General features: G+C 48.2%; 11 protein-coding genes. 9 read left to right on the top strand and 2 right to left on the bottom strand.

From position 1 onward, the window contains the following. Positions 1–94: 94 nt before the first annotated feature. Positions 95–772 (top strand): serine/threonine protein kinase, encoded by a 678-nt coding sequence (locus JNUCC32_RS11905; RefSeq protein WP_192572166.1) that lies wholly within the window; start codon positions 95–97, stop codon positions 770–772. Between the two features lie 110 nt (positions 773–882). Here JNUCC32_RS11905 and glsA read toward each other — a convergent pair whose 3' ends face one another. Then, complete coding sequence (glsA, locus tag JNUCC32_RS11900; RefSeq protein WP_192572165.1) at positions 883–1824, bottom strand: glutaminase A; 942 nt, start codon at positions 1822–1824, stop codon at positions 883–885. Positions 1825–1977: 153 nt separating this feature from the next. Here glsA and JNUCC32_RS11895 point away from each other — a divergent pair, with 153 nt between their 5' ends. The 8 genes from JNUCC32_RS11895 (at position 1978) to JNUCC32_RS11860 (ending at position 10674) form a co-directional block, all read left to right on the top strand. Further along, positions 1978–2745, top strand: coding sequence for an ABC transporter ATP-binding protein (locus JNUCC32_RS11895; protein ID WP_096775544.1), 768 nt, complete (start codon positions 1978–1980; stop codon positions 2743–2745). Further along, positions 2732–4666, top strand: a complete 1935-nt coding sequence (locus tag JNUCC32_RS11890; RefSeq protein ID WP_192572660.1) for an FtsX-like permease family protein — start codon at positions 2732–2734, stop codon at positions 4664–4666. Before JNUCC32_RS11895 ends, JNUCC32_RS11890 begins: the two co-directional genes overlap by 14 nt. Before the next feature lie 25 nt (positions 4667–4691). Beyond that, positions 4692–5057 (top strand): YxeA family protein, encoded by a 366-nt coding sequence (locus JNUCC32_RS11885; protein WP_192572164.1) that lies wholly within the window; start codon positions 4692–4694, stop codon positions 5055–5057. A gap of 24 nt (positions 5058–5081) precedes the next feature. After that, complete coding sequence (locus tag JNUCC32_RS11880; RefSeq protein ID WP_192572163.1) at positions 5082–7289, top strand: M1 family metallopeptidase; 2208 nt, start codon at positions 5082–5084, stop codon at positions 7287–7289. Between the two features lie 94 nt (positions 7290–7383). Beyond that, positions 7384–8091: a response regulator transcription factor gene (locus tag JNUCC32_RS11875; RefSeq protein WP_192572162.1), complete on the top strand. Its 708-nt coding sequence runs from the start codon at positions 7384–7386 to the stop codon at positions 8089–8091. Positions 8092–8094: 3 nt separating this feature from the next. Continuing rightward, the gene (locus JNUCC32_RS11870; protein ID WP_192572161.1) at positions 8095–9516 is read left to right on the top strand and encodes a sensor histidine kinase; all 1422 of its coding nucleotides are present in this window, start codon (positions 8095–8097) and stop codon (positions 9514–9516) included. A gap of 146 nt (positions 9517–9662) precedes the next feature. Further along, positions 9663–10013 (top strand): DUF2512 family protein, encoded by a 351-nt coding sequence (locus JNUCC32_RS11865; RefSeq protein ID WP_096775550.1) that lies wholly within the window; start codon positions 9663–9665, stop codon positions 10011–10013. Positions 10014–10215: 202 nt separating this feature from the next. Beyond that, positions 10216–10674, top strand: a complete 459-nt coding sequence (locus JNUCC32_RS11860; RefSeq protein ID WP_192572160.1) for a hypothetical protein — start codon at positions 10216–10218, stop codon at positions 10672–10674. Positions 10675–10763: 89 nt separating this feature from the next. Here the strand turns inward: JNUCC32_RS11860 and JNUCC32_RS11855 are convergent, their stop codons facing one another. Continuing rightward, on the bottom strand, positions 10764–12560 hold the full coding sequence (locus JNUCC32_RS11855) for a hypothetical protein (RefSeq protein ID WP_192572159.1): 1797 nt from the start codon (positions 12558–12560) through the stop codon (positions 10764–10766). Positions 12561–12792 lie beyond the last annotated feature (232 nt).

The raw sequence follows: 12792 nt of genomic DNA, 5'->3' as shown, positions 1-12792 counted from the left end.
CGTATGGTACGGCAAGGCGGCAAAGATGTTTTTAGGGCTCGATTATGGTACGATCATACTGATTTAAGTCCATAATCACCAAATGAGGTGGCCCATGAATAACGAACAATGGAAGCAGGCAGAATCCGCGCTGGCTTGCATGGAAGTGATCAAGAATGGCACCAACGACCCGGTAACGATTGAAGGCGAATCGGATGACCTGCGCTGTGTCGGAATCGGCACGGATGCTGCGGTATTCGTCTATGAACCTATGCCGGCATATGCTTATAAATTGTATGCTGTGGAGGCGCTGCCCAAGAAGGAAGCGGAGATCAAGGTCTATCAAGAGCTGATGGGCAGTCCTTATTTTCCTGTATTTTATGGGACAGGCGAGCGTTATGTAGCGATCAGCCATGAATCCGGATTAACCTTGTACGATTGCTTGCTCTATGGTGTGCCCGTTCCTAGGCAGGTCATAGAGGATGTCGAAGCAGCACGCTCCTTCGTGCGTAGCAAGGGCTTGAACCCGCGGGACATTCATTTGAAGAATGTACTGCTGCAGGACGGCAGAGGGAAAGTGCTCGATGTATCCGAGTATGTTCAGGATGGCAACGACAAGCGATGGGAGCATCTCATGTGGGCTTACGACAATGTATATCCGCTGCTTGAGGGCAAGAAGCTGCCGCTCTGGGTATTGGAAGCCGTGAAGAACGGATATTACCGTCTTGATCCATCCAGCGTGAACATGCAGGAGTTCGCGGATCGGATCGGCAGATTATTTTTCAGAAAATAGCAGTTGGATTCATACGAAGATGGCAGGAATGTTGTCGTTATTATTTTTGAGAAAAAGGCTGCGAATCAATCCCCCTTAAGCATATGCTCTTGCTTCAGGGGGATTTTTACTTAGAACATACTCCAGTCCATCTCCCGGGACAAGGTTTGCAGGAGATGCACGCCTGCATAACTGTTCCCTTTATCATTCAGTGCCGGGCCTACCACGCCGATGCCGTAACGTCCCGGTACTAATGTTAAGATGCCTCCTGAAACGCCGCTTTTGGCCGGCAATCCTACCTGAATGGCAAATTCGCCCGACGCGTTGTACATCCCGCATGTCGTCATGAACGTCTTGGCGATTTGAACATACCTGCGAGGAATGAGCGTTTTACCGGTTAGCGGATCCAAACCGCTGCAGGCCAGGACCAAGCCCATCCGGGCTAAATCGGCACAATCCACAACAATGGAGCAGTGCCTGAAGTATACCTCCAACACCTCTTCAACATCTCCGCTGAGAACCCCGTTTTCTTTCAAAAAGAACGCTATGGAACGATTTAAATTTCCGGTATCCGATTCCGAGCGATAAACGCCCATATCATAATCCAAGTTGACGTTCCCGGATAGCTCTTTAAGAAACTGAAGAATTCTACTTGACTTCTCGTACGGGCTGCTTCCGTTAATCAAGGAAGAAACGGTAATCGCGCCTGCATTAATCATCGGATTGAAGGGAATGCCGGGCCGAACGAGCTCCAGCTTCAGCATGGAATTGAAGTTGTCTCCGGTCGGCTCCATGCCAACCTTGCCAAAAACGGTTTCCTCTCCATTGTCCATCAGTGCCAGGATCAGCGTGAATACTTTGGAGATGCTTTGCATCGTAAAACGAAGCCCGCAGTCCCCGGCTGTGACGGATTCTCCCTGAGCGCTTAGAAGGGTAATGCCCAAGGCATCATGTGGAGCTTTGGACAGTTCGGGAATGTAAGAGGCGACTTTACCTCTGTCTGAGCATGGCGAGCTTGCTTTCAGCCAGTCCGGCAGCCGCTGCCGGATGGCTTCGAGGTCGGGAGATGTCATCGTTTATACCCCTCCATGGATACATATTGATGAGTCCGAGTCGTTACTGCCGTTTTGTTAAGCTTTATGTAAGGTTCGTATAAAAATCGTGTAAGGTTCGCCTTCTATAATTACATCTGTGCTTAACAAACGACGACTTGAAGGAGAAGCCATATGACAACCATATTACAGGCAAAACATGTAGAAAAAATATTCGGTATCCAAGGAAATTCATATACGGCATTGCAAGATATCAATCTTGAGATTCAGGAAGGCGAGTTTGTCGGCATTATGGGACCCTCCGGGGCCGGCAAATCCACGCTGCTGAATATCTTCTCGACGATCGATACACCGACGGCAGGCGATATTACCATTGCCGGACAACATATCCTGTCGATGAACGAGGAGCAGTTATCCGATTTTCGCCGGAATCAGCTTGGATTCATATTTCAGGACTACAACCTGCTGGATACCCTGACCGTCAAAGAAAATATTGTACTGCCGCTGGCATTGTCCAAGGTGTCTGCAGCGGAGATTGAGAAGCGGGTTAACGAAATCGCCGACACGTTCGGCATTCGCGATATCTTAGGCAAATATCCTTATCACATCTCGGGGGGCCAGAAGCAGCGCACCGCAGCATCGCGCGCCATCGTTGCCCATCCTAGCCTGATCCTGGCGGACGAGCCGACAGGGGCGCTGGATTCCAAGTCGGCGGCCAGCCTGCTGCAAAGTTTAAAGAAACTGAATGAGTTTCATCATTCCACCATCCTGATGGTCACTCACGATGCCTATGCGGCAAGCTTCTGCAAACGCGTCATTTTCATAAAAGACGGCCGGCTGTACCAGGAGCTCCATCGAGAAGACCAATTGCGCAAGGTATTTTTTGATCAAATACTCGAAGTGCTGGCCGCGCTTGGGGGTGAACATGATGACACTGTTTAGCATTGCCAGAAAAAACATCCGCAAAAATCTCGCGAATTACTTTTTGTATTTCGCCTCGATGATTTTTAGTATCGTCATTTACTTCACTTTTGTTTCATTGAAATATGATACGGCGATACAGTCCGCTGCGGAGGGGTCCACCAAAATCAGTTCGGCCTTTAGCGCTGCCGCCGTTGTGCTGATCATCTTCGTGGCTGTTTTCATCTGGTATTCCAACTCGTTCTTTACCCGCAAACGCAAGAAAGAAGTCGGACTGTATTCGCTGCTTGGCGTTAGGAAGAAACAGATCGGGCTGATGTTATTTTATGAAAACTTTCTGATGGGCGTGCTGGCTTTGCTGGCTGGGATAACTCTCGGATCCGTGCTCGCCAGATTTTTTGTTTCCCTGTTAATGAAGGTGATGGGTTACGACGCGATAACGAGCTTTTCGATATCCCCCGAGGCCATCATCAACACCACCATCGTGTTCATGATCATAACGCTTATTACGTCGTTGCAGGGTTACCGATTGATCTACCGGTTCAAATTGATTGAATTGTTTCATGCGGATCAGGAGGGAGAACAGGAACCCAAGGCTTCATGGATTACCGCCATATTGTCGCTGGTGTTCGTTGGCGTCGGTTACTGGCTGGCCCTGCAGAATTTGCTGCAATCCAAGGTATGGGCAGCGATGGGATTCATGCTGACGCCGCTCGTCATCCTCATAACGGTGATTATCGGCACGTATCTGCTGTTCAGCACCCTGACCGTAACCTTGTTGAAATTATCCAGGAATAACAAGAACAGATTTTGGAACGGGATGAACATCATCAGCATCTCCCAGCTTCTATATCGCATCAAAGGCAATGCTCGTACGTTAACCATTATTGCGGTGCTAAGCGCAACGACGCTTACCGCCGTCGGAACGGCTTACAGCTTTTATTACAGCAATGCAGCCAATGCCTCGCTAGCAAACCCGAACAGCATGACGTTTATTAGCGGCGATGACGTGACAACCAAACGAATCGACGAGCTGATCGCCTCCTCATCGGACCATGGGCTGTTGTACCATGCAACCGTGCCTGTCCTTGAAGTGGATGCCGATGTCAGCGGACTTGATGCGGCATTCTCGTATGACAAGCAGACCTACAGCGCCATATCCAATCAGGATTTTAACGAGCTGGCGAAGCTGCAGGGCCGCAAGGAAGCCATGGAATTAAAGGGCGATGAGGCTGCTGTTCTGGACCCGGTTTATTACGAAGGCATATCGCCAGCGTATGAAGGCTCGAAGGTGAAGCTTATGCAGAACAACCAGGAGCATGATATCACGTTTAAGCAATTGAAGAAATTCAGTGTGCTGAACATGGGGACGGTGTACTCCACCATCGTCTTAAGCGATGAGTTATTTGCGAAATTGGAGAAGGAGACAAATAAATCTTTTAGCCTGGAAGCATACGGCATATCGAATCAGGACCAAGCAAAGCAGTTAACGGAGGAAATTGAGGGCGTCCTGCCGGAAAGCGCGGGATTCGCAAGCTATTATCAGGATTATGCAAGAGGAATGGAATCGTCGGGCCTGTTGATATTTATGGGAGGATTCCTGGGGCTCGTGTTCCTCACGGCGACCGTCAGCATCATATACTTCAAGCAATTAACCGAAGCGAACTCGGATAAGGCAAGGTACCGGATATTAAGTAAAATCGGCGTGAACAAACGCGAGGTCAGAAAAACCATCGCCCACCAGGTTTTGTTTATCTTTGCGCTGCCGCTCATCGCCGGCATTGCCCACTGCTCGGTAGCATTGATAGCCTTGTCCAGGCTTCTAAACATGAATCTGTTGATACCGGTCGTGATCTGTATGGGCGTATATACTTGCATCTATCTCATCTACTATGTAGTCACCGTGAATGCCTACTATAGAATCGTAACGAAAAACAAATAGGTTTATCAAGAAAAGGAGAGTAACCATGAAAAAAACAATGATCTTCGGCGGCGTTTTAGCCGTCCTCCTAATCGGATTCATCATCTTCATTCAGAACGTGAACATGAACCGTCTCGGTACGGATCAATATTTTGTGCAAGTTCAAGAAGGGACGCGAGTAGAAGATAAGTCTGATAATGGAGAAAAATACGTCTACTATGAATACAATTTGGAGGGCTTTGATAAAGAGGGAGCGGCAAAGACGTTAACCTTTACAGCGCATAAAGAGCTGCGTAAGGAAGCTTACTTGCGTGTCTATGTTAAAAAAACAGGCGTCAGCTCCTATCAAGAGGTACAGGCCAGCGAGCTGCCGGGACCAGCCAAGCTGAAGCTTGATGCTTTAGGGAAATAAGGGATCGTATCTAAGGGGGATCACATGATGAATTCATTGAGAAGTAGAACGGCGAATTTGACCAAAAAAACGATCATCGGCTCGCTCGCATTGACTTTGGCGGCGGGCCCGGTCATCGGACCGGGAAGTGCGGCGGCGAAAGCTGCGCCAGCTTCAACGATTGCGCCAATCGCCGCGGATATTGAAGCGCAAGCACCGATTCATTACGATATTCAGGCTAGGCTGAATGAGAAGGATATGACCATGCAGGGAAGCAGCAGGATCACGTATCGAAACACCAGCCAAGATACGCTGAGTGAGCTGGCGTTCCATACATATGCCAACGCCAACCGCTCGGCATCAACGCAGACGTCCATGTTTAAACGATCAAACGAAGAAATCAGCAAGAACCATCCGGATAAACAACCGGAGGATTTTCTTGGCGGCATTGATATCGAGAATGTGACCTCCAGCGGTCAAGCTCTTGATTTCAGCGATAAAGAACAGGCTTTGACCGTTCAATTGAGGCAGCCCTTGCCGCCTGGCGGATCGATCACGGTATATATGGATTTTTCTTTGAAGATTCCGTATGGCTCACAGCGCTTATCGTATTACCGGGATATTGTGAATGGCGCTCACTGGTTTCCGGTCATGTCGGTCTATGACGAGGATAAGCATCAATGGAATACTACCCCTTACAGTTCAACGTTCGAGACCGATTATTATACTTCTGCGGATTATGAAGTAGATATCAATGTTCCTGATGCTTATCAAGTGGCGATGCCAGGCACGATAACGACACGGAATGACGTGAAACCCGGCCGCAAAGTCGTTTCGGCTGTTGCCAATAATACAAGGGAATTCGTATTCTTTGCCAGTCCCAATTTCAAGGTGGACAGCGTTACGCGTGACGGGTTGACGATCGAATATTATTATTTTGATAACGAACCGGGAAAGAAACAGATCATTGACCGGTATATTGATCAAGCATTTAAGGCCATTCAATTCTTTGGTGATAAATACGGCCCATATCCATATCCAGATTTTCGCATCGTGGAGTCATATGTAGAGGGCGTGGCTATCGAATATTCGCGTGTCATTCAAATGGGGCAAGTTCAGGGGCAGGCTGATCCGGCGCAGGATACGGTATTCGTTCATGAAATCGCTCATCAATGGTTTCACGCGCTGATCGGGAACGATTCGGAGACGGAGTCTTTCCTCGATGAAGGTTTCGCCGATTTTTCCAAGGTGTATTTTGCCGAGAAGCAGGGGGATAAGCTGAATGGCTTTAGATCCATTCAAGTTGACGATTCCTCGCTGGAACTTGCTATAGCGTCAAACAATGACGAGGTGGGGGATATGGCTAGTCCGGTATATTACGATAAAGGCCGCCAAGCGATCTACCAATTGTATCGTTCCGTGGGCGAAGAGAAGTTTGACCGCATGATGAGGGAATATTTCAAACGCTATGTCTACAAAAATGCTACGATTGAGGGGCTGCTCCAAACGATAGACGACGTGCTCGGAAATGAGGCGCGAAACGAAATGGCCGCCGCACTATATCAACCGGGTTTTGTGCTAAAGCCAGAATACCAGCTGACAGAGGAAGAGAAAACCGCCTATATGCATGACCAGTTTCAATTGCTGTATCAATCGGCCTTAACCCAAATTCCAGATTTGCCCTACGAAACGATGAGCCGTATCATGGATAAGGCCCTTCAGGGAGAGCCGTTATCGATCGTCCTGAGCGATCAAGCAAGCAGGCGAACACGCAAACAGCAAGAAGCCATGGTAAACCAGCTCTCGATGCTTCTGGATATCAGCGGAGTGAAATACGAGGTCATTCGGGATCGCCAGGTATTAAAAAAGAAAATGAAAAAGGAACTGGGGACCAACAACCTGATCGTGATCGGCAACGGTAAAACGAACGGGGTGATCCAAGCCCTGAAATCCGGTATCGTCGATCGGGCCAACAAAATGGGCTTTGCCTGGAAGGATACCATGAATCAACCGAGTGCTTCCGGAGCGTACGTGATCAAGCATCCATTTAATCAAAATCGCTTATTGCTGCACTATTTCTGGAATGGTGATCATATAACAGACGAGGCCATGGAGACGTACATGGCAAAAATGCAGGAATCACTCGGATTCACGAGCGCTTATTATCAGTACTATGTGTTGGACAAGACGGGGAAGGTGTTGTTAGATAAACAAGTGGAGAATCCATTGTCGAAGTTTTTCTCGGCGGAATAAGTGCCGATATCATTACGAGTTCAAGCAGGCTGGCTTAATTGAATAGCAGCTTACCAAGTGGGAAAGATGGTTGTTATAGCAAGGGGGGAATCAAATGGCGTTTGATCAAAGAGTACTAGTGGTTGATGATGAAGCCGATATTGTCAGGCTGCTTCAAACCGTGCTGATCAAAGAGGGGATCGATCAGGTGTACACCGCAGCTACGGCAGAGGAAGCATGGATTGAATTTCAGCAGCGTCAGCCCGATATCGTTATCCTGGATATCATGCTTCCCGACGGAGAAGGTTACGAGGTGTGCAAGAAAATTCGCAGCATCTCCAATGTCCCGATATTCTTCTTGTCGGCCAAGACAGAGGAGATTGATAAAATCCTGGGTTTTGCCATCGGCGGTGACGATTACATTACGAAGCCATTCAGCCCCAAAGAAGTGGCGTACCGGATAAAAGCCCGATTTCGCAGACCGGAAATGCCTCAGCAAGAGGAAAAGCCGAATCGTCTTGTTCAAGTAGGACCATTTGAATTAGATGAGGAAAAGATCGAACTGAAGAAGAACGGCAAGGTCATTCCGCTGAAACCGAAGGAGCTTGGCTTGCTGACGCTGATGCTCAAGCACCCGGGCCAGATCATGAGCAAGGAAAGTTTATATGATCAGGTGTGGGGCGAGGAATTTTTCGGTTTCGATAATACCGTGATGGTGCATATCCGAAGACTGCGGGAGAAAATCGAGGATGATCCCTCGAATCCGCGTTATCTGCTGACGGTAAAAGGCCTTGGGTATAAGCTGGCCGTAGAGGAAGAATAAGGCATGAGGTGGAAGCTTACCGGCAGGTATCTGGTCTCCGTCGTGCTTATTGTCGTCATCGTGATTATTATGAATATCATCGTTGTCATCGGCTTGTTTGTTATGCAATCGATGAATGAGGATTTCCTGACCACCGGCAGGCAAACCTCGGCAGAGGCGATTTCCCGATCCTTCAGGGAGCATATCGTGATTTCGGAATCCGGTGCTTCCGTGAGCGAGAAGGGCAAGGACATTCTGAAGCAGAATGAGGCCTGGCTTCAGGTTTTGGATGAGGATGGCAGGGAAATTTACCGTTATCGGGCTCCTGAAGGAGCGAAAACGAAATACACTCCGATTGATATGGTGCAAATTTATAAGTACATCGAGAAGGACGTACTATCAACCGTCTTTATCGGCGAGAAAACATACTCCGATCATCGTTTCAGTTACTTGGTTGGCTTCACTTCTCCATACTTGGAGCGGCAAGTGCTCACGATCGACACTCGAAATTTTGTACAAACGTTCAAGATCTTTAGCTTGATCCTCATCATCGTTGACGGATTCATCGCCTTATGTATCGCATATATCTTCAGCAAGCGGCTGACCAAACCCATGTTTATGCTGATCGACAGCATTAAGCGGCTGGCGAACCGTAATTATCACATCTATCACCAGCCTAAAGGGGTGTACAAGGATGTGTTTGCCAACATCAATCTTCTATCCCAAGAGCTGCAAGCAAGCGAGAAGGAAAGAAAAAAATTGGATGCGATGAGGGAAGAGTGGATCGGCAATATCTCGCATGACATCAAAACGCCCCTGGCTTCGATTCAAGGCTATGCCGAAATGTTGAAGGATACGGAGTACCAGTTCTCGCAAGACGAAATAAGGGATTATGCCGGGATCATTGAACGTAAATCCATCTATTTGCGGGACGTGATTGAGGATTTGAATCTGTCGACCCGCTTGAGGAACAAAGAGCTGATGCTGAATAAGAAGCATATAAACATTGTTAGTCTGGTCCGAAATGCCGTGATCGATACCTTGAACAATCCAGGTTATTCCAATCGGGACATTGAATTTGGTAGCAGCCATGAAGCCATTCAAGTCGAGGTCGACGATATCCTGATCCGCAGGGCGATCAGCAACTTGATTTTCAATGCAATCGTTCATAACCGCGAGGATGTTGCGATCAAGGTTCAAGTCGAGAAGAACGAGGATCATATTCTTATTCGGGTGGAGGACAATGGGAAAGGCATTAAGGAGGAAGAACTCGGAAGAATCTTCGACCGTTATTTCCGGGGGACGAATACGGGAGAGCTCCATAAGGGATCGGGGCTTGGCATGGCTATTACACGTGATATCGTCATCGCCCATGGCGGGGAGATTAAGGTTCGCAGCGAGGTTGGCCAAGGCACGATAGCGGAAATCAAGCTTCGCCTAGCGTAGAGACAAAGGCTATCCTTCCAGATTGGGTAGTTATGCGGACGATGGCCAAGGTTTCCCGCGGCTCGTCAAATCCCTCACGGCCGGGAATAACCCGGAGTAATCATAGCGCAAGCTGGATACACTACCGTAAAAAGGAGTGTATCATTATGAAACTGCTTGTTAAGTTATTGGTGCATGGGGTTATGATAACGGCTCTGTTGGTTTCCCTAACCGATGCTTCGTTCATCGGTGCCCTATTGACGGCAGTGGGGATCGCCATCATTGCTTACTTGGTAGGGGATTTATATATTCTGCCTCGCACCAGCAATATGATCGCCACGATAGCGGATGCCGGCTTGGTATTTGTCATGCTGTGGATCATCGGCGCCGCTGCCAACTGGACCATTGATTTCTCGGAGATTCTGCTGCTGGCAGTACTTGCGGGGGCATTTGAGTATTTCTTTCATAGCTGGATCAGGGGCGAGCATCTTCTTAACAAAAAACAGCGAGCCTCGTAACTGCGCATTGCGTAATGAATCACGGACTTGCGCTTCTATAAGCAATATCACTTTAGCCTGAGTAATCAGGCTTTTTTTATTCTCTGAGTCTTGGACCAGCTGCCGTGGCGTTGTGACAAATATTATTTCTTACTTAGAGAAGAGGGAATAGATTCGATGTAGGCGACCTTCGAATCTTAAAGAGAATTGAGGCTGTTAGGAGATGGTCAATATCAAAGGGAAGCGATCCCATGCATTGATTGGCCTTCAAGCATTCTTGGCGATCGGCGCGTTGGCAGGGGGAACGATGCTTATAACGGATCCTAGTGGTGAACTCATTGGGATGCCCAGCTCATTATTGCAGGACTCTTTCTTTCCTGATTATTTAATTCCAGGCATTCTTTTATTCTGCGTGTTTGGCATCCTGCCTCTGATCACGGCTTCCGGACTAATTCTAAAGTGGGAGTGGGACGCAGCTCAAAGATTCAATATTTTCAAAGAAAAGCATTGGTCCTGGACCTTTTCTTTATATTCGGGTTTTGAGTTAATCATCTGGATTATGGTTCAGGTGTATATCCTGGACTCCGTTTCCTTCATACATCTGGTATATGCCATGCTTGGTTTGATGATCCAGATGGCCACGATACTACCATCCGTACAAGCAAAATATACGATGCAATGAAGAGAGTCAAGTCACACCGGCTGAAACGTCAATGAAATAACCCCATCGCTCCTCTATGAGCAATGGGGTTATGTTCTTTCTCTTACATTTTACGGCTTCGCGCTTTTCCAATACGCATAAGCATGCACGACGCTGCCGGTAAAGGAAGGTGAATCCTTTAATAAAGCAGGCAGCTTGGCAAGCTCTTCCTCCATATAGGCGGCACCTTCTTCGTGGAAGGTAATATGATCGCCTTCATGACTGGCTTTGATCTCTACCGATATCTTGATGGGCTTGCCCAGCTCATCGGCAAATGCAATCTCTTCCTTGGAAACCCCGACGATGCCGTTGGACCCCTCCGCTACATCCCGGAAGGCCATGAGGGAAACATGGTCCATTCGATTGATCATCCACTTGCTGAGCGACATGTCTTCGCCGGTGACTTTATATTTATCCAGCCACACGGCCATATCCATGCTGGCTTCCAATGAAGAATCCTTTTTCAATTCCGTAACGAATGCATCCAGATTCGCGGTCCATTCTGAAATAACCTGCTGCGAATCCTCTTTCCATGCCGGCAGCACATAGGGCTCAATGTCCAGGTGAATGCCGTGGAAACGCTCATCGCCTTCAACGGCGCGATTGTAGCTCTTCACATAATTGACGAGCCGCATCATTCTGGGCCGGTTCTCCTCAAGGGCCCATATCGGATGTCCGCCCATGGCATGAACCTCGATTCCTGCCGCAGCCGCTTGTTTAACAAACGACGAGTACGAGCTGTACGGCTGTTCCAGATCAAGGCGTACATATAGCCAGTTCAATTTCTTCTCTTTGGCAAAATCAAGAATTTCCTGACTGTTTTGAACGACTTCATGGGCTTCCCATATATAAGTGCCTCTTACCATAGGATCCCTCGTCACCGGATCCGCATCCGGCACGCGATCGCCTTCACCGGGTTCTGGTTCTGGATTCGGCTCCGGGGCCGGTGACGGGGAAACGGGATCCGTGCTTCCAGGGGGAACGATTTCATCAGCAGACATGCTTTGCCAGTTGCGAATATCGTGGATTGCGACACCGGCAAAGGATGGATAAGAACCGAGCGCACTGGAGAGATGATCCAATTTCTGATTCAACTTGTCCTTCCCGTGTCCATAAAAGGTGGTATAAGACTCGCCTGGCATCTCCTTGGTATTAACACCGATCAGAATCTGTTTCCCAAGCCTGTCGGCAAGCTCAAGCTCAGCTCGCGTCAAGTCCAGAATCCCATGCTCGGATTCCACTTCATTCCGGTAAGCCATGACGGTAACATGGTCAAACGCACCGATCAGCCATTCATTAAGTCCGGTTCCATCCGCCAAGGCGTATTGGTCAAACCAGAAAGGAATATCGATCCCAAGCTCGAGTCCCTTTCCGGAAGCTAGGCTCAGGAACGCCTTAAGATTTTGTTCCCAGGTGGTGATGATTTGGTCCTGTTCAGTTTGCCACTTGGCAAGCACATACGGTTCTACATCCAGATGAATCCCGTCGAATCGGGCACCTGCCGCAACCTTGCCGTTATAGTCGATTACCCAATCAGCGAGACCGAGCATGTCATCGAGATGTTCGGTGAGCGCCCATCTAGGGTCTCCGCCCAAGGCATGGACCGCGATTTGGTCCTCATGCGCACGCTCTATAAACGCCTCGTATATCTCCGACGACAGCTGACGATCGATCTGCAAGTAGATCAGATTAATGCCTTCTTCGCGGGAAAAATCAAGCAGCTCTTCGCCGCCATCCCGTATCAGGTCCGTCTGCCATATCCAAGTCGCTTTTTTTGAATTATTTTCGCCGTAAGCCGGGGTATGCAGCCCCACCAGAAGCATAACAACCAAGAGGCTAGCAAGCTTCTGGTAACCTTTCACTTTCATGTTTTCCCTCCGTTTCTCTGCGAGAACTCCACGTATTCTCTGTTTAGTAAACGGGGTTATTATAGCATTGATAGTTCAAAAAAAGATGAGCCCAAGTTCTTACAGGACATTATAGTCACCAATCAATCGAACGGGTGATCGGTATAAAAGGAACTAGATACAAAATGGAATAATATAACTAAATGACATAAATTATATGAATATGAACAAGAATAAGGCTAACAGCTCAGGA

It is taken from the genome of Paenibacillus sp. JNUCC32 (genome assembly GCF_014863545.1).
Classification (GTDB): Bacteria; Bacillota; Bacilli; order Paenibacillales; family Paenibacillaceae; genus Paenibacillus_AQ; species Paenibacillus_AQ lautus_A.
Note: the sequence above shows the minus strand (reverse complement) of the source record. Positions and strands in the feature narration are given on the sequence as shown.